The sequence below is a fragment of the Hymenobacter siberiensis genome, from assembly GCF_018967865.2.
GTDB classification, from domain to species: Bacteria; Bacteroidota; Bacteroidia; order Cytophagales; family Hymenobacteraceae; genus Hymenobacter; species Hymenobacter siberiensis.
On sequence record NZ_JAHLZY020000001.1, the window covers coordinates 1,845,773 to 1,870,914 of the forward strand.

Below are 25,142 nucleotides of genomic sequence, written 5' to 3' on the forward strand. Positions count from 1 at the left end.
AAAAGAACGTCATGCTGAGCTCCGCTCAGCATGACGTTCTTTTTTATTGTGATTTCCGGAAGCCAGTCGCTACGCTAATGCGCCTGCGGCTGAAACTCCGTAACCGCCTCGCCCAAATCCAAAACCTTCGCGTCTGGCAATGCCTGCTGCACAATACTGGTCCCTACGGCCGAGCGGTAGCCACCTGCGCAGTGAACCAGAATCGGCTTATCAGTGGGGATTTCGTGGGCGCGCTCGCGCAGCTCGGGCAGGGGAATGACCAGGGCATTCTGAAAAACCGGCGTTTGAGCTTCGGCCCGGTTGCGGATGTCGACGATGGTAAAGGCTTCGGGGTGCTCGCGCACGGCCGCTACGTCTACGGTGGGGGAGGTGGCGGGCAGGTCGGCCGGGGCCATTAGCGCGCCCTTGATGTTGCCTTCGTAGCCAATTTTGGCTGTTTTGCGGATGACCGTGTCCAGCGCGATTTTGGAATCAGCCAACAGGTAAAACGGCTCTTTGGGGCCAACGATAGAGCCCAGCCAGGTTTCGAACTTGCCACCATCCTGCAAGTTGAGGGCTCCCGGCAGATGGCCGGCCCGGAACTGGGCCGCCGGCCGCGTGTCGATGAGCAGTACGCCGGGTTCCAGCACCGCGCCGGTGTTCGGGTGTGGTACCGCCCGAATGCTGTCCTCGAAGCTGGGCGCGCCCTGCTTGTTCAGGGCCACGTTGTGGCCGAAATACTTGGGTACGAAGGGCTGGTCTGCGAGCAGCACCTTAATAAACTCATCCTGCGACATGGGTTGCAGGGCGTAGTTGGTTTTCAGCTCTTTGGCGATGGTGGAATCGAGGTCGGGGCTGGTGGTTGTGCCGCAGAGCGAGCCGGGGCCGTGGGCGGGGTACACCCTGGTGCTGCCGGGCAGGGTCATGAGCTTGTTGCGGGTGCTTTTATACAGCTGCGCGGCCAGCTCCTCGCGCTGGTGGCCGCCCACGGCTTCGTCCTCGCGCAGGTCGGGCCGGCCCACATCGCCCACAAACAGGGTGTCGCCGGTGAATACGGCGCGGCTCTGGGCTAGCTCATCCATCAGCAAAATGCTGATGGAGTCCGGCGAGTGGCCGGGGGTGTTGATGGCGTGCAGCTCGTAGCTGCCCAGCTTGATGCGGTCGCCGTCGTCGAAATTCTTGTGGGGATATTTGGCTCCTACCAATTTGCTGCAGTAGATGGTGGCCTCGGTTTCCTCAGCAATTTCCAGGTGCGACGACACAAAATCGGCGTGCGGGTGCGTCTCAATCACGGCGATGATGCGGGCCTCGTGCTCGTCGGCAAAGTCGTAGTACGGCTGCGGGTCGCGGGCCGGGTCGATGATGGCGACCTGGCGGCCGCAACGCACGGCGTAGCTGGCGTGGGCCAGGCCCTTGTCGTAAAACTGCTGGATTTGCACGGCCGAGGCTGTGCTACTGGGAAGGGGAGGCATGGGGGAACGAGGGGGGATGGTGAGGCAGGGCCTTTCTTGCCCGATGTGGGTGGGTAAGAATCCAAATATAAATGCTGGGGGTAGAACCTCCGTTGCTCTAGCCAGATTAGGGCAGGGCTATCTGTTCGAATTCGGAACGGGCACCGGCTGGCTTAACCGACCAGCTGACGCTCACGCGGTCGGCTTCGATACAGCGTACTGTGGGAATGGCATTGCGGGCGGGCGTAAGCGGCCGCAGCTGCTGGGTGGCAATGTCATAAGCCAGCACTTGGCGACTGGTATTCAATATTACGTGCTGATAGTCAGCACTGATTCCCCGAAAACGAAAGCTGGCTGGATAACTTGGAAGGGGACCTTCGAGGTTGGGAGCTGGGGCGGCATCGTTCACTATTTCCGGAATCGCCAGCTCGTGCACGCCTGCCAACTGGCCTGCATCGCCGAGCTGAGCCAAAATTAACCCTACTGGTTGCTCGTTGCTGTAGCCACTCAGCGGAATTATACCCGTGCCGCCAGCTCCAATAATACCTATGCCAATCATACCCCGGACTACTCTACCCTACTATTTTTCAGGTACAAAAACGGGGCAGCCCGACCTTTGGGGTTACGACACCACCAAAAACCCGTTCTGCCCCGTGAAGCAACACTTCGCCGCTAAAATTACGACGCTTTTGCAGCAGGCCCCGTTTGTGGGCCACTTGTCCCGCCAAAAGTTTGTGGGCCAGTTTATTCTTGGCCTGATAAAGAGCCGCAACGTGCAATTCGGCGAGGTGGCCCAGCACCTCAATGACGCGGCCAAGCCCGCCTCGAACGAAACGCGCATTCAGGACTTTTTCCGCGAAGTAGACCTCAATTACGTACTGGTGGCCAGGATTTTACTGAGTTTGTTGCCTGCGCAGGGCAAGCTGCGCTTATGCCTCGACCGCACGGAGTGGGACTTCGGCCAGTGCCAAGTGAACATCCTGCTCGTCACCGTCGGCACGGGCGAGGTCCACGTGCCCCTTTATTGGCACCTGCTCGACAACCGCAGCGGCAACTCCAACGCCGCCGACCGCATCGCGGTGCTCGAAAAGTGCCTGGCCTTGCTGGGCAAAGACCGCATCGGCCTGGTCGTGGGCGACCGGGAATTTGTCGGCCATGCGTGGTTCAAGTGGCTCAAAGACAATGGGCTTAATTTTGTCATGCGCCTGCCCAAGCACCACTGCCTGACCCACGCCGACGGCCGGCGGCAGGCCGTGGCCGACCTGGGCCTGGTGCCGGGGCAGGTGCGCCGCTTCGCCCACGTGCAGGTCGACGGAGTCTGGGGGCAGGTCTGGGTCAAGGCCGTGGCGGCGGACGCGTTTGTCTTCCTGTTTGCCACGGCCGGTCTGAACCACCTCGAGCAACTCTATGCCAAGCGCTGGACGATTGAGCAATGCTTTCAAAATCTGAAAGGGCGGGGCTTTAACCTGGAAGCCACCCACTTGCGCTGTTTCCAAAAGCTGCGCAAGCTCGTGGCCCTGGTCAGCCTGGCCTACGCGTTTTGTCTGGGCGTGGGCGCGGCCGCCCACGGCGGCCGCCAGCCCATTGCCCGCAAAAACCACGGCTACCGGGCCGCCAGCCTGAGCCGCCACGGCCTCAATCTGCTCCGCCAACTCGCCCGCCCGCTGACCCTGCCCGAGGACCCATTGGCCCGCTTGGTTGAAACGCTACTGAACTGGATTACGAGGCAACTTGCTAAAAATCAATTACTAAAAATAGTAGGGTAGAGTAACCCCGGACAATAGTGATTGCATTGGGTATGTTGCGGTAGGTTTCGCCAATTAGCTGGTAGCTGCCATCGGGTAGTTGGCCCGCCGACTGCCACCGGTAATGAGCCGGCCGGCCGGATAACGGCCATGCCAGACCGACCCCAAATTGGCGTTGGCCCACGGGGCTTAGCAGCAGGGCAAAGTCGCGCCGATACTCCGACGCTTTGCCTTGCTCGGCAGGTGCCGTGTAAGAAGTGCGGCGGTCTGAAGTGCCCAATAGCAGCAGCCCGGCTGGTACTACCGCCGCTACATCCAGCTCATCATTGGAAGCCAGCGGCTGGTTGCATTCGGCATCTCCGGTTGTCAGGCGGAAGCTCAACACGCGCGGCCGCATGGCCAGGGCCAAATACTCCCTGAGCACAAGCCATAGGTGGGTATCGCTGTACTCTACCCTACTATTTTTAGTAATTGATTTTTAGCAAGTTGCCTCGTAATCCAGTTCAGTAGCGTTTCAACCAAGCGGGCCAATGGGTCCTCGGGCAGGGTCAGCGGGCGGGCGAGTTGGCGGAGCAGGTTGAGGCCGTGGCGGCTCAGGCTGGCGGCCCGGTAGCCGTGGTTTTTGCGGGCAATGGGCTGGCGGCCGCCGTGGGCGGCCGCGCCCACGCCCAGACAAAACGCGTAGGCCAGGCTGACCAGGGCCACGAGCTTGCGCAGCTTTTGGAAACAGCGCAAGTGGGTGGCTTCCAGGTTAAAGCCCCGCCCTTTCAGATTTTGAAAGCATTGCTCAATCGTCCAGCGCTTGGCATAGAGTTGCTCGAGGTGGTTCAGACCGGCCGTGGCAAACAGGAAGACAAACGCGTCCGCCGCCACGGCCTTGACCCAGACCTGCCCCCAGACTCCGTCGACCTGCACGTGGGCGAAGCGGCGCACCTGCCCCGGCACCAGGCCCAGGTCGGCCACGGCCTGCCGCCGGCCGTCGGCGTGGGTCAGGCAGTGGTGCTTGGGCAGGCGCATGACAAAATTAAGCCCATTGTCTTTGAGCCACTTGAACCACGCATGGCCGACAAATTCCCGGTCGCCCACGACCAGGCCGATGCGGTCTTTGCCCAGCAAGGCCAGGCACTTTTCGAGCACCGCGATGCGGTCGGCGGCGTTGGAGTTGCCGCTGCGGTTGTCGAGCAGGTGCCAATAAAGGGGCACGTGGACCTCGCCCGTGCCGACGGTGACGAGCAGGATGTTCACCTGGCACTGGCCGAAGTCCCACTCCGTGCGGTCGAGGCATAAGCGCAGCTTGCCCTACGCAGGCAAAAAACTCAGTAAAAGCCTGGCCAACAGTACGTAATTGAGGTCTACTTCGCGGAAAAAGTCCTGAATGCGCGTTTCGTTCGAGGCGGGCTTGGCCGCGTCATTGAGGTGCTGGGCCACCTCGCCGAATTGCACGTTGCGGCTCTTTATCAGGCCAAGAATGAACTGGCCCACAAACTTTTGGCGGGACAAGTGGCCCACAAACGGGGCCTGTTGCAAAAGCGTCGTAATTTTAGCAGCGAAGTGTTGCTTCACGGGGCAGAACGGGTTTTTGGTGGTGTCGTAACCCCAAAGGTCGGGCTGCCCCGTTTTTGTACCTGAAAAATAGTAGGGTAGAGTAGTATCGCTGGCTACTATATGCTCAACAGTAGTTAAGCAGGCAGGGGTGAGCTGCTGCTCCCACAGCGGGGCCAGTGTCGGACTCAGCGCCCGTACCTCAAGGTTGGGCCGGCCCGATTTGCCCGAGGGGTAAGTGAGCACAAAACCCTTTCCGTCTGGCAGGCCAAACAAGCGGGGCGGCACTAGCATTTTGGCGTCGCCACCCAGCTGAGGCATGTACTGTCGAGGCTGTTGCAGCGTCCGGCCCACCGAATCAGTGAGCAGCAGCATCACTGATTCGGTGGGCCGGTTTTGCGCAGCAGATACAAGTTGCGCGTTCCGCTTTGCGCTGCTGCTGTCAACTCAAAGCCTCGCGGTATGGCCGCAACGGGATGCGTTGCGGTGCCGTCGGTGCCGAGCACGCCTTGTTCCAGCACAAACCCCGCTCCCGGCTTTTTCATCGTCTGACAGCTCATGACGCGAAAGCTCGCCGCCGCCGATGACTGGGCAAATAGCGGTAGGCTTGGAGTAGCAGCCTGCAGCACAAAGCCGCTGATAAGCAGCCACAAAAAGCGTGATGCGTTTCGGTAGAACACGTTTCTATAAGGCCTTGAAAGTGGTTAGGAAAGGTTAGATTAATGCGAATTTGGGGCTACGTGCCCGGATTGGCCCCGCCCGGGCCTCACGAAACAGCGTTTATTCTGGCATAATGGGGAAACAGGTGCATAAAAAAAGCTCCCGCCTCAAGGCGGGAGCTTTTTTTATGCGGCGGGCAGGGTATTATGCCTTGGTCTTCATCTTGCCGCCATCACGGCCGTGGCCGTGGTGCTCGGCTTTCATCTTGTCCATCTTGGCGAATTGCTCGGGGGTGAGGATGGTCTTCATCTGGGCCTCGTAGCGGTCGTGGGCGGCTTTCATTTCGGGGCGGCCGGCTTTTTTGTCGGTGCCGTACTTGGTTTTGAGGGCCGTCATTTCCTGCTGGCGGGCCAGCATCAGCTGCTCTACTTTGGCTTCCTGGTCGGCGTTGAGGCCGAGCTCTTTGGCCATTTTGCCGGCGCGGTGGTCGGCCATCTTGGCGGGGTCTTTCGGCCCCTGGTTGTCTTTGCTGTAGTGGCGGGCCGTCTGGTTGGCATCGGAGCCAGTGGTTTTCACGGCGGTTTGGGCGAAGCTGGTGCCAGCGGTAGCAAAAGCGAGGGCGGCGAGCAGAAACAGGTTCTTCTTCATGGCGGGAATAAGCAAAAATGGGTTGGTTGAGGATGAGGGGAGCACCAGGCCCGGTGCGGGAGTGGCTTTGGTGCCTGCCGGGGTAATTACAAGCAGTATGCCAGCATTTCGCCAACCGGCTTCCAGAGCCAGTTCATCGACGCAAAGCCGCTTTTTATTGACGAAGCGCCATCCTATTCGGGCTGGGCAGCCGGGGCGTTGGCATTAGCAGCGCGGTGCTCGCGCATCTTCTCGCGCTGCTCGTCGCGCATCTGGCTGAATTTGGTGAATTGCTCCGGGGTAAGCACGGTTTTAATCTGCTCGTCGGTGCGGGTTTCGCTGGCTTTCAGGTCCTGGGCGGTGCCCAGTTTGCGGCCGCCGGTGGTGCGCTGCTCGCGCAACAGCTGCAGTTGCTGGCGCTGGGCCATGAGGATGGGGCCCAGGCGGGCCTGCTGGTTGGCAGTGAGGCCTAGTTCTTTGCCGAGGTACTGGGCGCGGCGCTGGGCCAGCTGGTCGGGGGCGGGGGTGGTACCGGCCTGGGCCGGAACGGTAGCAGTAGCGGGAGTCTGCGCAAGGCTGGTACCGGCCGTGGCCGCGCTGACAGCAATGATAAAAAGGAGCTTTTTCATGGTAGGCAGGGGGGGGGATTAGGGTAACGAAAGTAATATCGACGCTGGAATGCACGTGACTAAACCGGCTTGGGCGCGGGGATTTCGGCCGTGGGCCGGCCCGTAGAACCACGCTCACGCGGGGGCAGTGCCCCGGCGGTGGGAAAATGCTGCCTATATTTCGGCTCCGCCACTAGCGCCCGGGAGTATTTTCGTTGCTCAACGGGCCGGATGGGGATTTTTAATTCTTTCATTTATTTCAAACTTCTTCCTTCTTTACATCTAACACATGGCAAGTATTTTCGCCAAAAAACCACTGGCTGTGCTCTTGGGCGAGGCCAACTCGACCGGGCACGGCACCCTGAAACGGACGCTGGGCGCGGGCAACCTCGTGGCGCTGGGCGTGGGCGCCATCATCGGGGCGGGCCTGTTTGTGCGCACCGCCGCCGCTTCGGCGCAGGCCGCCGGGCCGGGCGTGACGCTGGCCTTCATTCTGGCCGCTTTCGGCTGCGTGTTTGCGGGCCTGTGCTACGCCGAGTTCGCGGCCATGATTCCCATTGCCGGCTCGGCCTACACCTATGCCTACACCACCATGGGTGAGTTTGTGGCCTGGGTAATCGGCTGGGCCCTGATTATGGAATACGCCCTGGGCGCGGCCACCGTGAGCATTGCCTGGAGCGAGTACCTCAACAAGCTGCTGGAGGTCTTTGGGACCAGTATGCCGTACAATCTTTCCCACTCACCTTTCGAGCACGCCATTATTAATGGCGTAGACCAGCACGGGGTTGTCAACCTGCCCGCGCTGTTCATTATTGTGATGCTCAGTCTGTTGCTGGTGAAAGGCACGCAGGAGTCGGCCATGTTCAACGCCGTGATTGTGGTGCTGAAAGTGCTGATTGTGGTCGTGTTCATCGCCGTGGGCTGGCAGTTCATCAACCCCGTCAACCACACGCCCTACCTCATTCCGGCCGATGCCGTGGTGAAAAACGCGGCCGGCGAAGTGGTGCGGACCTACGAAGGGTTCTTTAAGCACGGCATTGGCGGCATTATCGGTGGGGCGGGCATTGTATTCTTTGCCTTCATCGGTTTCGACGCCGTGAGCACGGCGGCGCAGGAAGCCCGCAACCCCAAGCGCGACATGCCCATCGGCATTCTGGGTTCGCTGGCTATTTGCACAGTGCTCTACATTCTGTTCGGACACGTACTGACGGGCGTAGCCAGCTGGCGCGAGTTTGCCGACCCGGCTTTAGGCGGCGAGGCGTCGGTAGCCTATGCCATTCGGGCGCACATGCCCGGCTACGGCTGGCTGGCCACGGGCGTGACGGTGGGCATCCTGCTCGGTTTCACGTCGGTTATCCTGGTGATGCTCATGGGCCAGAGCCGCGTATTCTTCTCGATGGCCAAGGACGGCCTCATGCCCAAGGCATTCTCGGAGCTGCACCCGCGCTTCAACACGCCCTACAAATCCAACCTGATGTTGATGGTGTTCGTGGGCTTGTTCGCGGCCTTCGTGCCCGGCTCGCTGGCCGGCGACCTCACCTCGTTCGGGACGCTGCTGGCCTTCGTGCTCGTGAGCCTGGGCGTGTGGATTATGCGCAAGTCGGACCCCGCCCAGCCGCGGCCTTTCCGCGCGCCGCTCTCGTCGCCCAGCTTCCCGCTGGTGCCCATTATGGGCGCGTTGGTGTGCACGCTGCTCATCGTGGGCCTCGATTCGTTCACGCTGCAGGTAGCAGTGGGCTGGATGCTGCTGGGCTTCATCGTGTACTTCCTCTACGGCCAGCGTAACTCCATGCTCCAGAAGGGCGTGGTAGTGGTGCCCTCCGAAATGGAAGAAGAAGCCTTCATCAAGCCCGATAAGAACAACCGGTAGTACTGAGTTAAGAGTTAAAGGTTGAGCGTTAGTCTTTTCAACTCTTAACTCAACAAAAAAACCCGCTGGCATTAGCCAGCGGGTTTTTTTGTTGATGCTGCCTTCACCTCGCTTTTGAGCTTGAGCACCCGGTCGCCGTTTTCCTGCACGATGACGAAGGCGGGGTCATCGGCCGAACCGTTGCGGTGGATGACGCTACCCTTGATGGTGCGGCTGATGGGCTCTTTGTGTGCCGATTCAATCTTGCCGGTGGCCGTGCCGGTGCCGTATTTCCAGGAGACTTGGGTGCCTTTGCGCATAAAACCAGGGAGAAAGTGCGGGAATTCAGTCACTAAAATGAGTTGAGAGTACGTGTACTGCCAACGGCGGGCTGTCGTTGCAGGGCGGGTTGGGGCGCGGGCACTGGGCCATTGGTGGCCCTACTCCGCCATTTCGCCGTTCTTTTGCGTAGTTCAACCATGCGTGCTGCCATTCTGCGCGCCCCCCATGATGTTTCGATTCCTGTCGCTGCTGCTGTTCCTGCCCTTCTTTGCCTCCGCCCAAACGCCCTTCGTGCCCGATGAGCGGGCTTATTACGGACTAATTGACCGGGGCAGCGGGCGCTGCCTTGACATTGCCAGCGCCAGCACGGCCAGCGGCGCGGCGGCCGTGCAGTGGGAGTTCACGCACGCCCCCAGCCAGCAATGGCGCTTTGTGCCCATTCGGGCCGGCAGCGAATATTACCGCATCGAAGCCCGCCACAGCAGTCAGTGCCTGACCGTGGACAAGCCCGGCGAGGGCCTGGGCCTGGTGCAACGCCCCTTTCAGGGCAGCGAGCAGCAGCAGTGGCGGCTGGTGCCGGCCGGCCCTTTGGGGAGCTTTCAGCTCGAAAACCGCAGCGAAGCCCGCTGTGCCGCGCTGGCCGCAGCCGATAAATTCAACGGTACGCCCGTGGTGGCCCAGAAGAACAACGGCCGCGCCAGCCAGCAGTGGCGCCTGTTTCGGCTGCGCCTGAATGTGCTGGAAGGGCCGTCGCCCTTCGGAGCGCCGCTGCCGCTGGCCGGGGCCATCAACTCGCCCGGCAACGAGGTGCACCCCGTGCTGAGCCCCGATGGCAAGACATTGTACTTCGCCCGCACCAAGTTTGCCGGCAACACCGAGGGCAACACCGACTCCGGCGATGCCTGGCTGAGCCAGAGCCCCGACCAGGGCAAAACCTGGGGCGCGCCCACCCGCCTCGACGGCCTGAACACGCCCCAGAACAACGCCGTGGAAGCCACCACCGGCACCGGTGGCCAGCTCCTGGTGGTGCGCGGCACCTACGAGCGCGACGGCACCTTCCACGACGAGGGCCTGAGCCGGGTGGCGCAATCTGCCGCCGTGGCCCCCGGCGCTACGCCCAAAACCACCCGGCCCGAGGCCCTGCGCATTGCCAATTTCTACTCGGCGGTGACGGGCACGGGGTTTTATATGTCGGCCGATGGGCAAACGCTGCTGCTCTCGCTGGAGCGCGGCGACTCCGAGGGCGGCAACGATATTTACCTGAGCCGCCCCGATGGCAGCAGCGGTTACACCGAGCCCAAAAGCCTGGGGCCGGTGCTCAACTCGCCCGGTTTCGACTTCGCGCCCTGGCTCACGCCCGATGGCAAAACGCTGTATTTTGCGTCGTACGGCCACATGGGCTACGGCTCGGCCGATATGTTCGTGAGCCAGCGCCTCGACGACAGCTGGACCCGCTGGAGCGAGCCCCGCAACCTGGGCCCGGCCCTGAACGGCCCCGGCTTCAACGCCTACCTGACGCTCACGCCCGACGGCAAAACGGCCTATTTCTCGTCCTCGGCCACGCCCAACGGCACCAAGGATATCCTGCGCACGGGCCGCGCCACACCGCCCGACTCGCTGCCCAAGCCCGCCGTGGTGGCCGAGGCCAATGAGAATTCGGGCCGTGCTTTCCTGAGCGGCCGCGTGCTGGATGCCCGCACCAAGCAGCCGGTAGCAGGCGCGGTGGTGAAGGCCAACCTGCTGGGTACCAGCAAAACCAGTCCGCAGTTCCTGGCCACCAGCACTGCCGACAACCAGGGCAACTACCAGATGTCGCTGCTGCCCGGCCGGTACTACCTCTCGGCCAACGGCGCGGGCCTGCTCACAATGGGCGACACGCTGGTAGCCGCTGGCTCGCCCCGGCGCGATATCCTGCTGCTGCCCGCCGCCGTGGGGGCCAAAGTAGACCTGCCCAGCATCATCTTCGCCCAGGGCAAAGCCACGCTGCTGGGCTCAGCCTACACCGAGCTGAACCGCCTCGCCATTGCCCTGCAAGCCGCCACCACCACTGAAGTGCGCCTCGAAGGCCACACCGATAACGTGGGCCCAGCCGACAAAAACCAACAGCTTTCCGAAGACCGGATAGCCGAAGTGAAGCGCTACCTCGTGGGCCGGGGCGTGGCTGAAAGCCGCATCACCACTGTAGGTTTCGGCGGCTCGAAGCCGAAATTCGGCAACGACCGCGAAGAAACCCGCCGCCTCAACCGCCGCGTGGAGCTGGTAATTGTGAAGTAGCGCACAGGCTGTTTCCCCTAATTAAACGTACATAGGACTTGCGCAAACCCCTGTTTACGAAGCCCTGCCGGGTACAACCCCGCTGGGGCTGGTAAAATGCACCCTTGCGTAAGTTCTATTGCGTAAAGCACCGTGATAATGCCCCGCCCAGCGGGCCAGTCAAGCCACATAAAATCGAACTCGACAAACCAGTTGAAATTAAACCGTTAGGCTTTTCTGCTCCGCAGGAGAGGGGGGCTGCGTTGATAATTTCTGCGTCAGGGCACAACCATCGAGGGGCGCCAGCAAACGCCCAAACGGATTATCCGAGAACAAGCGCATGCTAGGCCTGCTAACGTACTGGTAGATATGTAGAAAGCGCAATAATGGCTCAGCCTGATGATAATGGCTGCCCGAAACTGATTCAGGCAAGCAGGTATAATTTGTGGGATGGAGGCTGAGTAGGCCGGTCCGGGCGTAATTTTGTCTGGTTCCGAAACCGCGCACTATCGCCGCTGGTATCGGGTGCCCCTCCCTTTTATGCCATTGCTGTCGCGCGCTCAGGAAACGCTGTTGTTTCAAAATACGGCCGGTAAGGTTTTTTACCAGCCGTCAGGCTTTGTGCGTTTGGTGTGGGCCCCCGAGCGGGCGGTGCTGGAAGCCATCCAGACCTTCTACGAGCAGGTGATGACGCTGATGCTGCGCACGGCCACCCGCAAGATTCTCTCCGAACACGGCCAGCGGGCGCCCCTCTCCGGTGCGGCCCAGGAGTGGCTCATCGGGCACTGGATTCCGCGGGCCATCAACGAGGCGCGGGCTCAGTACTGCGCCATCGTGGAAGGGGCCGACCCCATGCACCGGCTCTCCACGCAGTCGGTGGTGAGCGGCGCCCCGGCGGGCCTGATTTTCCAACGCTTCTCCACGATGGGAGATGCTGAGAAATGGCTGCAAGAGGCCGAGCTAAGCCGTTAAACAGCTGTGCAGAAGAGGGTTTGTTGAAGCAAAGCAAGGAGCAGGAGCAGTTATTCGTGCCGTTTGCACGGCTACTCAGGCCGCCTCAATCTCCGGTACCGTATCCCCTTTTTCGGCGGCTAACACGCTCTTTTTGGCGGGGTTGATTTTGCGGCCGCGCGGGGTTTCTTCATCACCCAGCACCATGCCCCAGGGTTTGAGCGGCCCGATGCGGTCGAACACGATTTTGAGGATGGCGATGACCGGCAGGGCCAGAAACATGCCCGCCACGCCGCCAATGGCATTGCCCACTAGCACGCCCACAATGGCCACCAGGGCATTTACCTGAATTTTGGACGCTACGATGCGCGGAATCAGGTAGTGGTTGTCGATGAACTGAATGAGCATATAGGCTCCCAGCACCGCCAGGGCGTGGCCGTAGCCATCGTTGGCCACAAAGGCCATGAGCATGGGCAGGGCAATGGCAATGAGCCCGCCGATGTAGGGAATGAAGTTGAGCAGCGCGCCCATCACGCCCAGCAGCAGGCCGTAGGGCACCCCAATAATGAGCAGGGCCGTAACGTTGAGCGCGGCCACGATGCTGCCCTCAATCAGCAGGCCCACCATGTAGCTCTGAATGGCGGTTTTGCTTTCGCGCAGCACTTCGCTCACGCTGGTATCGCGGCGCCGGCCCGAAAAGGCCTGCACCAGGAAATCGACCAGCCGCTTCTGGTACAGAAACAGCAGGAAAATATAGACTGGAATGAGGGTGAACGTAACGAGCAGGCCCGATACCGCCGAGAGCGTGCCGCCCAGCAGGCCCTGGGCCTTGGTGCCGGCCTCGCTCATCCAGCCCTGTAGCTTCTGGTCGCTCAGGCCCACGCGCGATTGCAGCCACTCGTGCACCTGGGTTGCGGTTTCGGTGAATTTCTTCTTGAACATCGGCATCTGGTCCGATAGCTGGGCGGCCTCCACGCTGATGAAATACACCAGCCCCAGCACCGCCGCCACGCCCAGCACCACCGTAAGCAGGATGGCCAGCAGCGGCGGCACCCGGTGGCGCAGCAGCCACTGCTCCACCGGATGCAGCATGATGGCAAAAATGGCCGCGAAAAAGAGCGGAAATATGATGTCGCTGGCAATGTGCAGCGTGAATACCAGCAGCGCCAGCCCCAGCAGGATGAGCGGAGCTTTCACGTAGAGCGGAAACCGGAGCTCGCGGGGTTGGGAGTCGGAGGGGGAAGGCATCGAAAGGGTGAAAAAAGAGCCGGCTGGGGCAACATGCCGGCCGGTTTGCCCGCTTACGTGCCCTTGGCCGCCACGTTGTCGGGTTTCGGTGGGGGGAGCGGAATTCCCGGCCAGTGCATTGGTTGTCATTCCAACGAAGGCGGAATCTGAGAAAATCCATTTGAACGGTTTTCCCCAGATTCCTCCTTCGTCAGCATGTCGACCCGGCCTACCGCCCGAAATCCTCCGTCACCTGCAGGAACATGGGCGAGGGCACCTCCGTGCTCTGGCCGGTGGGCGTGAGCAGGCCCGATTGCGGGTCAACGTGGTAGCTGAAAATGTTGTTGGAGTTCTGGTTGGCCACCAGCAGCAGACGGCCGCTGGGGTCGAGGGTGAAATTGCGGGGCGTTTTGCCCTGCGTGTCCACATCCTGGATGGGCACCAGCGTACCGTTGCTGGTATCGATGGCAAATACCGCGATGCTGTTGTGGCCCCGGTTAGAAGCATAGAGAAACAGCCCGTTACGCGAAACATGAATGTCGGCGCAGGAATTTTCGCCCGTGTAGCCGGCCGGCAGCGCCGACAGCGTCTGGAGCTCGCGGAAGCGCCCGGCGGCCGCGTCATACGCCAGCGCCGTCACGGTCGAGTTCAGCTCGTTGATGAGGTAGGCGTGCTTGCCATCGGGGTGAAAAACCAGGTGGCGCGGCCCCGCGCCGGGCTTGGCCACGAAAGCTGGCTCGGCCGCGCGGGTGAGCTGGGCCCTGGCGGGGTCGAGGCGGTAGCCGTACACCCGGTCGGTGCCCAGGTTTACGGCGAAGGCAAACGTATTGGCGGGGTCGGGGAGGAGGCAGTGGGCGTGCGGACTGGTTTGGTTCTTGTGCGGGCCGCTGCCGGTGTGCTGGTCCGTAGTGGGGGCACCCAGCTGGCCGTCGGCGGCCACGGGGAGCGCGCTCACGTTGCCGCTCACGTAGTTGGCCACCAGGGCTGTATGGCCGGTGTGGTCGAGGCTGATGTAGCAGGGCGCGGCCCCGTTGGAAGGCTGCTGGTTGAGCAGGGTCAGGTCGCCGGTGCGCGGGGCCACGGCAAAGGCACTCACGCCGCCGCCCGGCGCACCCCGAAACGTCTGGGTTTCGCTTACCGCGTACAGGAAGCGGTGGTTGGCCGAGAGGGTGAGGTAGGTGGGGCTGGCGCCGCCGTGCTGCGCGCTCACCCTGGTGAAAGCGCCGGTAGCGGCATCCACGCGGTACAGGAAAATGGTGCTTGCCTGCTCATTGCCCACGTTGGTGCCCACGTACAGCCAGTAGTCCTTGGCGATAGCGCTACTGCTCCCGGCCGGCCGCGCACAGCCCGCCAACAGCGTGATGGAAAGCAGCCCCAGCCCGTTCAGGAAGCGCATCCGGCCGCGAAATACAGGAAAATTAGTCATAGAGAAGTCAAAATATAAGGTGCAAAAATGCACAAAACCCGCCGTGCCCAGCGTTCCGGACGTAAAAAATCGGCTCCAACCACGAAAAAAACTGCTTCACTACCAAAAATAAAAGTCCAGCAGGTGGGCCCACCGCCGGAAGCGCCCCGTCGCCGCGCCTCATAAAATATTCACCTGACGCGCCTTAATTTTGCAGAAAAAGCACCGCCGGCCCATCATTCAACGCCGCTTATATCTGTTGCTAATCAGACTGTTGCCCAGTACCCCATCATGCCTTTTTTCACCCGCCTCCCCACCGATACCAACCTGATTGAAGCCCGCCAGTGGTTTCCGGGCCTGCAAGTGGCCGGGGTGGCCGATGAGGTCCCAGCCTTTGCGGGCAACGACAGCCTGCTGCCCATGTCGCCACACGCCTACCTCACCAGCCGCAAGGGCCGCATCACCGTGTTTGCGGGCGACTGGGTCATCACGGAGCCCACCGGCGACCAGCACATTTGCCAGGACCGCCTGTTCCGGATGAGCTATACCCTGGCCGAAAACAAGTTTGCCCGGTTGCCACTCCCTGGCCTTGCGCCCGGCGAACAAGCCCCGCCGCGCTAAAAAGCCCAATACCGTTGGCCCCGCCGTGCGCCGTGGTCCTACCTTTGCCGCATGGAGTTTCAGAAAAAGAAGTACACGTTTCGCGGCATGGATGGCTACGCTGGTTTCCGCAACGGCCAGGAATACGAGCTTGAACTAGGCCTGAGCCCCGCCGACGATGAGCGCCCGGCTGAAATCATTATCATCAACCCCGTTTCCCGCCTGTGGATGCATTGCAGCAAGCAGGAGTTCGCTGTGAGGTGGGATAAGGGGTAGGGGACAGACCTTCCAAGAATCACCCCGTTTCGTTACTGTTGCATCGGATAAGGCCTTCTTTCTGTTTGCAAGCGACTGGCAATCTTTTGTAAATAAAAATACCAGAAACAGGGCCGACACCAAGTGTCTAAGCTCCATTTCTGGCGTTATTTTATCGAATGTACCCGGAGCCGGGGTACTTGGAACTATCAGATTTACGGCCCTAACTCCTTCATTTACTACCCATTCACTCCGCCTCTAAACGCGGTTGTTTTGGTCTTGGTAGCAGTATTGGTAGCAGCAGCTCAATTAGCTTGCTTCACCCACTAATTTCACGTCGTAACGAGCCGCCACGTCCAGCAGAATGCTGCGCAGCTGGGTCGAGTCGTGGGCCAGCATTTCCAGCAGCACCAGCATCCGGTCAAAGGACTCATTGGTGTTGGCCGGTACGCTGCGCGTAACTACCGCTTGCACCTGCCACAACTCCTTCAAATCATTTTGCGGCAGGATGAACGGGTCGTAAAACCGGTTGTCTGACAGCAGTTCAATGGGCTCGTCGCGCTTCACCGGCCCCCGCAGCCGCTTGACCATAATCCGGTCGCGGGCCACCACCACGTAAACGTGCTTGGGCTGAATCAGGTCCAGCCGCTCGGTGCAGGTGGCCACCACTAGGTCGCCCTGGTTCAGCGTCGGCTGCATGCTGTTGCCGGACACCTCAAAGGCCCGCACCGTCTTACCACCCGGCATACCCGGGATGCTCAGCGTCTCCTGTTCAACCATCGTGTCCTCTACGTCGCGGGCCAGCAGGTAGCCGGCCTCGGCCTTCCTCGGCACCACGCTAATAACCTCCAGGCCATTGGCATCCACCGTCACGACCGAGGGCATCCCAGTAAAGCCCGCCGCTGCCTTCACCTCCGATTTGGCGTCCGTGGTCTTAAACATCGGCTCGTCGCCGCGCATCAGCCACTCCGACCGCATCTGCGGGTAATGGTCCAGAATATCCATCAGAGTTTCATAGCCCGGCTTGGATTTATTCTGAATTAGCTTATACAACTTTTGTGGACCTTCGTAGCCTAAATTTTTGGCTAACTGGTAAGCCGACAAGTTGTAATGGGTCATCAGTTCACTGATGCGGGTGCCAACGTGTGCTCTAGGGTCCATTATTTTTGCTGTTACTCAATAAATTTTTTTTGTTGTTACAAACTTTAATAGCCACATTTGGGCTTCGAAGTCTAAACAAAGATACGTAATAGCAAACAAAATGGAACAGTTCGCAAAGATTATTTCTGAGCTACGGGCCACGCTGCCCAAGCGCAACGATTTTGCCAAGCGCACGGTCGAATTATTGGCCACCAAGGGCCTGATTTACTCCAAGCAGCAGGTCTACAACATCCTCCTGGGCCGCTACCACAACACCGACGTGGCCGAGGCCTTCATCAGCGTGGTGGAGGCCGAAAAGAAGCGGGTTGCCGCCCTCCAGGTCCGTGCCACCAAAGCCACCGCCGCCTAGCCATGCAAGTAGCTCTCCTAGTCCCCGAACAAGAGTGGCGGCAGCTGCTGGCCGACGTGCAGCGCCTTAAGGCCCTGGAAGACGCCACCAAGCCCGCCCCCGCGCCACCCGACCGGCTTTTCAACGTCCGCGAGGCCGCCGAGTACCTGCGCTTCACGCCAGAAGGCATCCGCAAGGCCCGCCGCGCCGGCCGCCTGTCGGGCGTGCGTCTCAACGAGAAGGAGTGGGGCTTTCGCCTCTACGAACTCGACCGGTACGTCAAACGCTACCACCGCCAGCTGCCGCCCCCCACCACCATGCCCTTGGGCCGCCCGCTGATGGCCCAGGCCGCCTAATCCCCTGTCATGTCCCCACTACTCCCCATCGTCGGCCCGGTTGGGCCCGGCCCCGGTGCGCCAGAGGCCACCGCATCCATCATCACCATCCAGAAGGTCAAGCTCAAAGACCAGCACCTGACCTGCGAATTCACCGAGCAGCGCATACAGGAGGCTCCGCCGCGGGCTTTCGCCCTCACTTGCGCCGAGCAGATTCACCCCGACCTGGCCCACCGCCTCAGTCGCCTGGTGCCGCACCTCTGCCTGCTCACCGAGCAGCTGAACGAAACGCCCGACTTCTGGCCCGATACGGCCGAGGAGTTGCCCGCCCGTTTCCAGGCCTTCACCGTCACCGGCTTCTCAATGGGCAAGGGCCAGTCCGGCGTTACCCTCATCGGCCAGCGTGCCCTTACCACCGGCAAGGTGCTCAATCTTACGAGCCCCTACATCAGCTTCGATGACGAAACCGATGCTGCCTACGCCTATGCCCCCCTGCTGGAAACCGAGCTAAGCGAAGCCCTGGCCGAGGTCGAAGCCGCCCTACGCGGCAAATGCACCGACTACCGTCAGCTCGACCTGTTCGAGCAGTCAGGAGCAGCCTCCATTTCACTTGTGTCGACTCGTCCCGAGGCATGAAGCTCCCGGCTATCCAATTCTACCCCGGCGACTGGCACAAGGACCAGGGCGTCCAGGCCCTCGACCTGCTGCAGCGCGGGGCCTGGTTCGAGCTGCTGTTGATGATGCACGACAGTGACGAGCGCGGCGTGTTGCTCGTCAACGGCGCCCCCATGCCCGACGCCGTCATTGCCCGCCGCCTCGGTTTGGATAACCAAAGTGCCAACCAAATCCTAACCACCCTGCTAACCTATGGCGTCGCCAGCCGCCGCGAGTCCGACGGCGCACTGTTTTGTCGCCGCATGGTTAAAGACGAGCGGTTGCGGCAAGTGCGGACCGAATCGGGCAAAAAGGGCGGAAATCCACGTTTGCTTAACCAAACTGCCAACCAAACTGCCAACCACCCCCCCAAGCAAACGCCAACCACCGGGGTTAAGCAAATTCCAACCCCTTCATCTTCATCTTCAATTACATCTTCAATAAAAGAAAGAGAGGTGGCTGACGCCACCGCGACCGCTCTTCTCATTGAAAAAAATGTGAAGGAGAAGTCAGCTAAAAAACCGGCTGACGCCCGGAAGAAAGGCCCCCCCGCGCCGCCCACTTTGGCCGAGGTCCAGGCCTACGCCGCGGAGTACCAACCCAACAGCGCCGACGCCCAAGCCGAGGCGGCCGCGTTCTGCGACCACTTCCAAAGTAATGGCTGGCGCGTGAGCGGCAAAACCCCCATGGCCGACTGGCGCGCTGCCTTCCGCCGCTGGATGCACCGCCGCGCCCAGTTCCAGCCCACCGGCGCAGCATCCGCAACCCCGCCGCCCCGGGCCCGCACCTCCCCCAAACCCCTCGACCCCTCCCGCTGGAGCTAACCCCATTCCGCCATGTCCGAAACTCAACCAAAGCCCTACGCTACCCGCCGCTCCGTCATTTCGGCTCCCAGCAGCGGCCACCTGCCACCCCAGGCCCTCGACCTCGAAGCCGCCGTGCTCGGGGCCGCTCTGCTCGAAGCCGACGCCCAACGCACCCTGCTGGCCATTCTGCCCACCGAGGACGTGTTCTACTGCCCCGCTCACCAGCAGGTGTACCTGGCCATCCGCGACTTGGTGCAGCGCGGCGACCACGCCGACTTGCTCACCGTCACCCAGCAGTTGCGCCAGCGCGGCACCCTGGACCGCACCGGCGGCCCTTACTTCGTCGCCGGCCTCACCAGCCGCATCAATTCCGCCGCCCACTTTGAAACCCACTGCCGCCTGTTGCAGGAGCAGCACGCCCGCCGCGTCGTCATCCGCGTCGGCACCGAGCTAACCGCCCACGGCTACGACCAGACCCGCGACCCGTTGGAGCTGCTGGCCAACGCCCAGGCCCACCTCACGGGCTTGCATCGAGCCCTCGAAACCCGGCCCGGCCAAACCGCCGCCGATGCGTTTGAGCCCACGTTTGAACGCCTCACGCAGGCCGTTCAACAGCAGGGCCTCACCGGCGTGCCCACCGGCCTCGCCGCCCTCGATGGCCTTACCGGCGGCTGGCAGCCCGGCGACCTCATCATCCTAGCCGCCAGGCCCGGGATGGGCAAAACCGCTGCTTTGCTGCATTTCGCCCGCACCGCCGCCCTCGACCACGGCCACCACACCGCCGCCTTCAGCCTCGAAATGCCCACCCTGCAACTCATGCAGCGGATGGTGGCCAGCGAAGTCCCCGGCTACAGCAACTCCGACCTGCGCCGTGGCAACCTACCCGGCGGCCTCGAGCAAGTGGCCCACATCCGCCAGCAGGCCCAACGAATCAAGACCCATGGCCACCAGCTCTACATTGACGACACGCCCGGCCTGAGCATTCAGCAGCTGCGCGCCAAGTGCGCCCGCCTCCACGCCCAGCAGCCGCTAAGCCTGGTCCTGGTAGACTATATTCAACTCATGCGCGGCGACACCAAAGGAAACCGCGAGCAGGAAGTAGGCAGCATCAGCCGCGGCCTGAAGGAACTGGCCAAAGAGCTAAATGCCCCCGTCATCGCCCTCAGTCAGCTTTCCCGCGACGTAGAGAAAAGGGGAGGAGAGAAACGCCCCATGCTCTCGGACCTACGCGAGTCCGGCAGCATCGAGCAGGACGCCGACTGCATCATCTTCCTCTGGCGCGGCGAGTACTACAACATCACCGAGTACGAGGACGGCACTGCCACGGCTGATACGGTTCTTTTCGACATGGCTAAGCATCGCAACGGCGCCACTGACGAAGTAGTAGCTGCCTGCAACTTGCGTCGGGGGGTGTTTACTGACCTTCTGAACGTGCGGATATAAGCGAAAATCATTTCCGCTACAATTCTAGCATGGTTAGGCAAATGCCATAGCTTTGTAGACATGACACCAGAAGTAGACACCGATATTCTATCTATATCCCCCCCAACTGCCCAAGCGTTACCTAGTGCTTACGCCTCCCAACTTGCCTCTGAGTACGCAGCAGCGGCTAGTGATACTCATAAAAAGGAATTGGGGCAGTTCTTCACGCCCCATGAAATCGGGGCCTATCTAGCCAGTCTAGCTACGTTTACCGGCACTGAGGCCCGGCTACTGGACCCCGGATTTGGTACTGGTGTGCTGGCTTGCTCGTTAGTTGAACATTTGGTACGAACTAGTCCTCAGCTCACCGTCCTATACCTGGACGCTTATGACGTTGACGCCGGCATCGAGCCATATGCCCATGCTGTACTTGTTCACTTATCTGACTGGTTGGGCAGCAAAGGGATTTCCTGCCACCCACGGTTAATTCCGCGTGATTTCATTCTGGAGAATCAGCAACTATGGGGTTCTGCACTCGAATCAGCTCAGCCCATTTATGACGTGGTTATCTCTAACCCGCCATACTTTAAGCTAAGCAAGCAAGACCCGCGCAATGACCTAGCACGCCAGCAAGAACAGGAGCAGCCTAATATTTATTCTCTCTTTATTGTACAGGCTGCTTTGCTCACTAAACAAGGCGGCGAGCTTATTTTCATCATACCTCGTAGCTTTTGCTCAGGGCCCTACTTCGAGCGGTTCCGAGGCTTCATGTATCAGCACTTGCAGCTGGACGTATTTCATCTGTTCCACTCACGCAGCAAGGCATTCGAGAAAGATGCCGTGCTGCAGGAGAACATGATTTTTAAAGCTACGCGGGTTAATCATGCCGGCGAACAAGACTATCCGGTGCGCGTCCTGGCTTCTGAGGCTGGCCACGACGTGCACGAAACGACGGTGCAGCAGTGCATGCTTGATGAACTAGTTGACTTGGGCAGTCAGGAAAAGGTACTTTTTCTGCCCACAAGCAACGCAGAACGAAGTCTAATTGCGGATTTCAAAATGTGGCGGCATAGACTCAGGGATTTCGGCATCGAAGTATCTACTGGTCCGGTAGTGGCTTTTCGAGTTACCGAGCACCTCAACGAAGAGGCCAGCGCTGGCTACGTTCCGCTGTTTTGGATTGACCACGTGCGCCGTGGTCGCATCGACTGGCCCAACGCGCGCGGTAGGCATCAGTTCATTGCGCTGGCTGGCGGCAAGCGCGCCGGGTTATTACCCAACCGTAACTATGTGCTGCTGCGCCGTTTCAGCGCCAAGGATGACAAGCACCGCCTCATAGCCGCACCCTATTACAAGAAGGATTGGGCGGAATACGATGGTGTGGGGCTAGAAAATAAGCTGAACTACTTCTATTCCATAAAGGCTGAACTAACGGAGCAACAGGTAGCAGGCCTGACCGCTCTGCTGAACAGCAACCTTTATGATGCCTTCTTCCGAGTTTTCAACGGTAATACTCAAGTAAGTGCCACCGAGGCCCGAGCTCTTCCAATGCCGTCCCTGAAAACCATTGAGGAGATAGGGGAAAGAGTGAAGGATAAAGGCATAGATGAGCTAGACGCAATTGTACAGGAAGTAGTAACCGACCGTAAAATGAATAACACGCTATTTGAGCTAGAATCGACGTTTACACCTAAGCAGCAGAAAGTCCAAGAGAGCCTACAGATTCTCAAGGCCCTTGGCATGCCGCGGGCCCAGCTAAACGACCGCTCGGCGCTGACGCTGTTGGCTTTACTCAATCTAAAACCGGATGGCTCTTGGCAGAAGCTAGAGCGCCCGGTAATGGGGGTAACACCCATAATGGACTGGTGTCGAGATAATTACCAGACGACCTATGCTCCGAACTCGCGTGAGACTTTCCGCCGACAAACGTTACATCAGTTTGGCAGCGCCGGAATTGTCGACTATAACCCGGACAACCGTTCACGTCCTGTCAACTCACCGAAGGCTTGCTATCAGGTGTATGAACAGCTTGGGGAGCTGCTTACTACGTTTGGTACGCCAGCTTGGGCCTCGAAGCTGGAGCAGCACCTCCGCGACCGGCCGACCCTAATAGAGAAAAACGCAAAGGAGCGAAACATGGCGTTGATTCCATTGGTGCTGCCCAACGGTAAGGAGGTTACGCTGAGCGCCGGTGCGCATAGCCAACTCATTCACGATATCATCAAGGTATTTGGCCCTCGCTACGCACCAGGAGCGGAGGTTATCTATATCGGCGACACGAAGCCGCAGAATGAGTTTTTTGACCGGGAGAGGCTGGCTGAATTGGGCGTGACGGTGGACAAGCATGGCAAAATGCCCGACGTTGTGTTGTATTACGGTGAGAAGGATTGGCTACTACTGATTGAATCCGTTACCAGTCACGGCCCCGTTGACAACAAGCGGCACGAGGAGTTGAGCCAGTTGTTCGCCGCTGTTAAAGACAAACTGGTTTTCGTAAGTGCTTTTCCTGACCGCAAGTCGATGGCCAAGTACAGGGTTGACATATCATGGGAGACAGAGGTATGGTTTGCCGATTCTCCAACCCACATGCTGCACTTCAACGGCACGCGTTTCCTCGGACCTCATGTTGAGGACAAGTCTTAAGGCCCTCGCAGTGCAGCAAACGGCAGTGGCCGGAATTGATTACATTTCCATAAGTTTACTGGGTTAGCCTCTATGCTTGCATTAATAACTAACTTACCAACAACGATTTAATTAAGATTTCCTGTTATTAATCTGCACGCTATGAGATTGCAGCTCGGTTAGTTTAAGCTAAGACCTTGTTACGACTGCTTCCAATAAGTGAGATTTCTAAAGGTGCTGCAGGCTTGTAAGTACTCCTTGGCATTTATTATAAAATCCATCAAATAATTCATCACAGCATCTTATGAGCAAAAAAAGGCTTAGAACAGCTCACATAAGATTTTCACCCTCAATTCTAAGTCGGTTGGGTGAAGAATTGAATATAGGATATGACCAAGGAATCCTAGAATTAGTTAAAAACGCATATGACGCAAATGCATACAATTGCTTAGTTGAAATAATCGATAATGATGCGGGCACTATTATCCGTGTAACTGACGATGGTGATGGCATGACTCCAGACCAGCTCTATAATGGCTGGCTGCTTCTGGGGGAGTCACAGAAAGACCCAACTAAACGTACGCGTTTGAACAGGGTGCCAGCCGGTAATAAAGGATTGGGTAGGCTCGCTGCGCTTAGAATGGGTACGGTAGCGCAACTTACTACTACTTACTTCGAAGACCCGATGGTCACATATGAAGTTTCAATTGACTGGGACCAGTTCGTCGATGTAGATAGCGTAGACGATGTTCCGATAGATATTTATGCAGAATTGAATCTAGCGGGTAGAGGCACGGGCTCTGTGATTGAAATAATCAATCTGAGAAATAGACTCGGCAGGATGGATGTTAAACGTCTGGCCCGTGGAATGCTCATGCTAGGTGACCCATTTTCGGATACTCCTGGTAGCTTTCAACCAAAGCTCAAGGCTGCTGCTTTTGCTGATTTAGAGCGTTTAGTAGAACAGCGGTATTTTGAAAACTCAGAATTTCACTTAAAAGCAAGAATAGACGAGGCTGGTTACGGTTCAGCTAATGTTTATGACCATAGAGGAGGATTACTCTTCGGGGCCGACCATGATTCTTTAAGACTAAAGCGGAAAAATCAAAACTATTCCGTACATGGAGTCGAGTTTGATTTATGGGTCTTTATCCTCAATACCGAAACTTTCGCTACTCGACCAGTTGCGATGGGTGAGGTAAGAAATTGGCTACAGGAGTTTGGCGGTGTTTATCTATATATGAACGGAATAAGGGTAGCTCCTTACGGTAATAACGGTGACGACTGGCTAAGTTTAAACCTTGCACGTGTTAGGAACCCTGAAGTTAGACCCAGTACGAATTCGTCAATTGGGAGAATAGCCATAAACCATGTCGATTCGAGATTTCAACAGAAAACGGACCGAACCGGACTAATAGAAAATGACGCTTTCAACGAAGTTGTGGAGTTTGCTCAAGAGGCATTGAACTTCATGGCTCGTGAAAGGCTGCGTGAGGCTGAATTACGACGTGAACAAACCAGGAAGAATAATTCAGAAGAAATTGTAATTCAGAAGAAAAATCTGAAACAGGCTATTTCTAAACTAAAACAGAATGAGCAAGAAGTAATTAGCACCATAGTAAAAAGCTATGATAGCGCTTGGGAAAAAGAAGCCAACTCGCTAAGAGGGGAAGTTCAATTGTATCGCACTCTTAGTACTGTGGGGGTTGTCGCAGCTGTTTTTGCTCATGAAACCAAACATCCAGTCTCTTTGATTGAGCGCCGTGCTAAAACTATATTAAGGCGTATTAAAAAAGGGGAAGTTGAAGACAAGGAAAGGTTGTCAAATCCAGCAAAGCAAATCATTAAGCAATCAAAACAGATTAGCAGCTTTCAAGACCTTATGCTTGGGTTTGTTGAAAAGGACAAACGACGGAACACTAGGGTGGATGTTTACAAGACTATTTCTAATGTCCTCACAAAATTTAAACCCCTATTTGATGAAAGAGATGTAAGGGTAAGCGCTGATAGTTTAGAGGGCAACCCGTTCATCAGGGGTAGCGAGGCTTCGATTGAATCAATAATCACAAACCTGTTAGTGAACAGCATCAAAGCATTCACCGATGTTGAGATAGGCATCAGGATTATTAACATTACTGCTGAAATCTCTGGAAATGAAGTGCGTGTAATTGTGTCAGATAATGGACCAGGAATTGAGGCCATTGATGTTAAAGACATATGGACTCCTGGGCAAACTGGCTACAGTGATGGCACAGGTTTGGGCTTGACAATTGTGAGAGACTCCATACGTGATTTAGGAGGCACAGCTGAAGCTAAAGCCCATGGTCGCGATGGCGGAGCAGAATTCATATTGACAATCCCAACCTTAAAAAATTGAATT

25 protein-coding genes are annotated in these 25,142 nt (G+C 58.6%); 13 read left to right on the top strand and 12 right to left on the bottom strand.

Features of this window, described 5'->3' with window-relative positions:
* Positions 1-74 precede the first annotated feature (74 nt).
* Entirely contained in the window at positions 75-1,451 is a 1,377-nt protein-coding gene (locus tag KQ659_RS08140; protein ID WP_226915606.1) for an MBL fold metallo-hydrolase, read from the bottom strand.
* Between the two features lie 106 nt (positions 1,452-1,557).
* The gene (locus KQ659_RS08145; protein ID WP_216689241.1) at positions 1,558-1,902 is read right to left on the bottom strand and encodes a hypothetical protein; all 345 of its coding nucleotides are present in this window, start codon (positions 1,900-1,902) and stop codon (positions 1,558-1,560) included.
* Between the two features lie 181 nt (positions 1,903-2,083).
* On the opposite strand from KQ659_RS08145, the gene KQ659_RS08150 reads away from it, so the two are divergent.
* Entirely contained in the window at positions 2,084-3,196 is a 1,113-nt protein-coding gene (locus tag KQ659_RS08150; protein ID WP_216688119.1) for an IS4 family transposase, read from the top strand.
* On the opposite strand, the gene KQ659_RS08155 is transcribed toward KQ659_RS08150, so the two are convergent.
* From KQ659_RS08155 to KQ659_RS08180, 6 genes are all read right to left on the bottom strand, one after another.
* The gene (locus KQ659_RS08155) at positions 3,165-3,599 is read right to left on the bottom strand and encodes a hypothetical protein (protein ID WP_216689240.1); all 435 of its coding nucleotides are present in this window, start codon (positions 3,597-3,599) and stop codon (positions 3,165-3,167) included. The genes KQ659_RS08150 and KQ659_RS08155 overlap by 32 nt on opposite strands.
* Positions 3,600-3,625: 26 nt before the next feature.
* The gene (locus tag KQ659_RS08160) at positions 3,626-4,468 is read right to left on the bottom strand and encodes an IS4 family transposase (RefSeq protein WP_216690718.1); all 843 of its coding nucleotides are present in this window, start codon (positions 4,466-4,468) and stop codon (positions 3,626-3,628) included.
* A 6-nt stretch (positions 4,469-4,474) separates the two neighbouring features.
* Entirely contained in the window at positions 4,475-5,092 is a 618-nt protein-coding gene (locus KQ659_RS08165; RefSeq protein ID WP_216689239.1) for a hypothetical protein, read from the bottom strand.
* Entirely contained in the window at positions 5,092-5,397 is a 306-nt protein-coding gene (locus KQ659_RS08170; protein ID WP_226929888.1) for a hypothetical protein, read from the bottom strand. Before KQ659_RS08170 ends, KQ659_RS08165 begins: the two co-directional genes overlap by 1 nt.
* Before the next feature lie 184 nt (positions 5,398-5,581).
* Positions 5,582-6,040, bottom strand: a complete 459-nt coding sequence (locus KQ659_RS08175) for a DUF4890 domain-containing protein (protein ID WP_216689237.1) — start codon at positions 6,038-6,040, stop codon at positions 5,582-5,584.
* Positions 6,041-6,198: 158 nt separating this feature from the next.
* Complete coding sequence (locus tag KQ659_RS08180; RefSeq protein ID WP_216689236.1) at positions 6,199-6,633, bottom strand: hypothetical protein; 435 nt, start codon at positions 6,631-6,633, stop codon at positions 6,199-6,201.
* Positions 6,634-6,901: 268 nt separating this feature from the next.
* Here KQ659_RS08180 and KQ659_RS08185 point away from each other — a divergent pair, with 268 nt between their 5' ends.
* Positions 6,902-8,482 carry an amino acid permease gene (locus KQ659_RS08185; protein ID WP_216689235.1) on the top strand — a complete coding sequence of 527 codons (1,581 nt, stop codon included), beginning with the start codon at positions 6,902-6,904 and terminating at the stop codon, positions 8,480-8,482.
* A gap of 71 nt (positions 8,483-8,553) precedes the next feature.
* Here the strand turns inward: KQ659_RS08185 and KQ659_RS08190 are convergent, their stop codons facing one another.
* Complete coding sequence (locus KQ659_RS08190; protein ID WP_216689234.1) at positions 8,554-8,781, bottom strand: hypervirulence associated TUDOR domain-containing protein; 228 nt, start codon at positions 8,779-8,781, stop codon at positions 8,554-8,556.
* A 187-nt stretch (positions 8,782-8,968) separates the two neighbouring features.
* Here KQ659_RS08190 and KQ659_RS08195 point away from each other — a divergent pair, with 187 nt between their 5' ends.
* Both KQ659_RS08195 and KQ659_RS08200 read left to right on the top strand, forming a co-directional pair.
* Positions 8,969-11,017 (top strand): RICIN domain-containing protein, encoded by a 2,049-nt coding sequence (locus KQ659_RS08195; protein WP_216689233.1) that lies wholly within the window; start codon positions 8,969-8,971, stop codon positions 11,015-11,017.
* Between the two features lie 519 nt (positions 11,018-11,536).
* Positions 11,537-11,968: a hypothetical protein gene (locus tag KQ659_RS08200; protein ID WP_216689232.1), complete on the top strand. Its 432-nt coding sequence runs from the start codon at positions 11,537-11,539 to the stop codon at positions 11,966-11,968.
* A 75-nt stretch (positions 11,969-12,043) separates the two neighbouring features.
* On the opposite strand, the gene KQ659_RS08205 is transcribed toward KQ659_RS08200, so the two are convergent.
* Positions 12,044-13,195 carry an AI-2E family transporter gene (locus tag KQ659_RS08205; protein ID WP_216689231.1) on the bottom strand — a complete coding sequence of 384 codons (1,152 nt, stop codon included), beginning with the start codon at positions 13,193-13,195 and terminating at the stop codon, positions 12,044-12,046.
* Between the two features lie 208 nt (positions 13,196-13,403).
* On the bottom strand, positions 13,404-14,600 hold the full coding sequence (locus KQ659_RS08210; RefSeq protein ID WP_216689230.1) for a lactonase family protein: 1,197 nt from the start codon (positions 14,598-14,600) through the stop codon (positions 13,404-13,406).
* A 270-nt stretch (positions 14,601-14,870) separates the two neighbouring features.
* On the opposite strand from KQ659_RS08210, the gene KQ659_RS08215 reads away from it, so the two are divergent.
* Together KQ659_RS08215 and KQ659_RS08220 are read left to right on the top strand one after the other, a co-directional pair.
* The gene (locus KQ659_RS08215) at positions 14,871-15,200 is read left to right on the top strand and encodes a hypothetical protein (RefSeq protein ID WP_216689229.1); all 330 of its coding nucleotides are present in this window, start codon (positions 14,871-14,873) and stop codon (positions 15,198-15,200) included.
* A gap of 51 nt (positions 15,201-15,251) precedes the next feature.
* On the top strand, positions 15,252-15,455 hold the full coding sequence (locus KQ659_RS08220; RefSeq protein WP_168674057.1) for a hypothetical protein: 204 nt from the start codon (positions 15,252-15,254) through the stop codon (positions 15,453-15,455).
* Between the two features lie 288 nt (positions 15,456-15,743).
* Here the strand turns inward: KQ659_RS08220 and KQ659_RS08225 are convergent, their stop codons facing one another.
* Positions 15,744-16,439: a S24 family peptidase gene (locus tag KQ659_RS08225; protein ID WP_216689228.1), complete on the bottom strand. Its 696-nt coding sequence runs from the start codon at positions 16,437-16,439 to the stop codon at positions 15,744-15,746.
* Between the two features lie 256 nt (positions 16,440-16,695).
* Here KQ659_RS08225 and KQ659_RS08230 point away from each other — a divergent pair, with 256 nt between their 5' ends.
* From KQ659_RS08230 to KQ659_RS08260, 7 genes are all read left to right on the top strand, one after another.
* Positions 16,696-16,944 (top strand): hypothetical protein, encoded by a 249-nt coding sequence (locus KQ659_RS08230; protein ID WP_035558046.1) that lies wholly within the window; start codon positions 16,696-16,698, stop codon positions 16,942-16,944.
* 2 nt (positions 16,945-16,946) lie between these two features.
* Positions 16,947-17,279, top strand: a complete 333-nt coding sequence (locus KQ659_RS08235; RefSeq protein WP_216689227.1) for a helix-turn-helix domain-containing protein — start codon at positions 16,947-16,949, stop codon at positions 17,277-17,279.
* Between the two features lie 9 nt (positions 17,280-17,288).
* Entirely contained in the window at positions 17,289-17,894 is a 606-nt protein-coding gene (locus tag KQ659_RS08240; RefSeq protein ID WP_216689226.1) for a hypothetical protein, read from the top strand.
* Entirely contained in the window at positions 17,891-18,736 is an 846-nt protein-coding gene (locus KQ659_RS08245; protein WP_216689225.1) for a hypothetical protein, read from the top strand. Before KQ659_RS08240 ends, KQ659_RS08245 begins: the two co-directional genes overlap by 4 nt.
* A 12-nt stretch (positions 18,737-18,748) precedes the next feature.
* A complete protein-coding gene (gene dnaB / locus KQ659_RS08250) occupies positions 18,749-20,161 on the top strand; it encodes a replicative DNA helicase (RefSeq protein ID WP_216689224.1) in 1,413 nt (470 codons plus the stop codon).
* Positions 20,162-20,221: 60 nt separating this feature from the next.
* Entirely contained in the window at positions 20,222-22,783 is a 2,562-nt protein-coding gene (locus KQ659_RS08255; protein ID WP_216689223.1) for a BsuBI/PstI family type II restriction endonuclease, read from the top strand.
* 283 nt (positions 22,784-23,066) lie between these two features.
* Positions 23,067-25,139 carry a sensor histidine kinase gene (locus KQ659_RS08260; protein WP_216689222.1) on the top strand — a complete coding sequence of 691 codons (2,073 nt, stop codon included), beginning with the start codon at positions 23,067-23,069 and terminating at the stop codon, positions 25,137-25,139.
* Positions 25,140-25,142: the final 3 nt, after the last annotated feature.

What these genes read in the sequence shown, in the direction of transcription:
- KQ659_RS08140 (WP_226915606.1), bottom strand. Translation starts at nt 1,451, where the DNA reads ATGCCTCCCCTTCCCAGTAGCACAGCCTCGGCCGTGCAAATCCAGCAG.
- KQ659_RS08165 (WP_216689239.1), bottom strand. Translation starts at nt 5,092, where the DNA reads ATGCTGCTGCTCACTGATTCGGTGGGCCGGACGCTGCAACAGCCTCGA.
- KQ659_RS08180 (WP_216689236.1), bottom strand. Translation starts at nt 6,633, where the DNA reads ATGAAAAAGCTCCTTTTTATCATTGCTGTCAGCGCGGCCACGGCCGGT.
- KQ659_RS08185 (WP_216689235.1), top strand. Translation starts at nt 6,902, where the DNA reads ATGGCAAGTATTTTCGCCAAAAAACCACTGGCTGTGCTCTTGGGCGAG.
- KQ659_RS08190 (WP_216689234.1), bottom strand. Translation starts at nt 8,781, where the DNA reads ATGCGCAAAGGCACCCAAGTCTCCTGGAAATACGGCACCGGCACGGCC.
- KQ659_RS08195 (WP_216689233.1), top strand. Translation starts at nt 8,969, where the DNA reads ATGATGTTTCGATTCCTGTCGCTGCTGCTGTTCCTGCCCTTCTTTGCC.
- KQ659_RS08200 (WP_216689232.1), top strand. Translation starts at nt 11,537, where the DNA reads ATGCCATTGCTGTCGCGCGCTCAGGAAACGCTGTTGTTTCAAAATACG.
- KQ659_RS08205 (WP_216689231.1), bottom strand. Translation starts at nt 13,195, where the DNA reads ATGCCTTCCCCCTCCGACTCCCAACCCCGCGAGCTCCGGTTTCCGCTC.
- KQ659_RS08210 (WP_216689230.1), bottom strand. Translation starts at nt 14,600, where the DNA reads ATGACTAATTTTCCTGTATTTCGCGGCCGGATGCGCTTCCTGAACGGG.
- KQ659_RS08215 (WP_216689229.1), top strand. Translation starts at nt 14,871, where the DNA reads ATGCCTTTTTTCACCCGCCTCCCCACCGATACCAACCTGATTGAAGCC.
- KQ659_RS08220 (WP_168674057.1), top strand. Translation starts at nt 15,252, where the DNA reads ATGGAGTTTCAGAAAAAGAAGTACACGTTTCGCGGCATGGATGGCTAC.
- KQ659_RS08225 (WP_216689228.1), bottom strand. Translation starts at nt 16,439, where the DNA reads ATGGATATTCTGGACCATTACCCGCAGATGCGGTCGGAGTGGCTGATG.
- KQ659_RS08230 (WP_035558046.1), top strand. Translation starts at nt 16,696, where the DNA reads ATGGAACAGTTCGCAAAGATTATTTCTGAGCTACGGGCCACGCTGCCC.
- KQ659_RS08235 (WP_216689227.1), top strand. Translation starts at nt 16,947, where the DNA reads ATGCAAGTAGCTCTCCTAGTCCCCGAACAAGAGTGGCGGCAGCTGCTG.
- KQ659_RS08240 (WP_216689226.1), top strand. Translation starts at nt 17,289, where the DNA reads ATGTCCCCACTACTCCCCATCGTCGGCCCGGTTGGGCCCGGCCCCGGT.
- KQ659_RS08245 (WP_216689225.1), top strand. Translation starts at nt 17,891, where the DNA reads ATGAAGCTCCCGGCTATCCAATTCTACCCCGGCGACTGGCACAAGGAC.
- dnaB (WP_216689224.1), top strand. Translation starts at nt 18,749, where the DNA reads ATGTCCGAAACTCAACCAAAGCCCTACGCTACCCGCCGCTCCGTCATT.
- KQ659_RS08255 (WP_216689223.1), top strand. Translation starts at nt 20,222, where the DNA reads ATGACACCAGAAGTAGACACCGATATTCTATCTATATCCCCCCCAACT.
- KQ659_RS08260 (WP_216689222.1), top strand. Translation starts at nt 23,067, where the DNA reads ATGAGCAAAAAAAGGCTTAGAACAGCTCACATAAGATTTTCACCCTCA.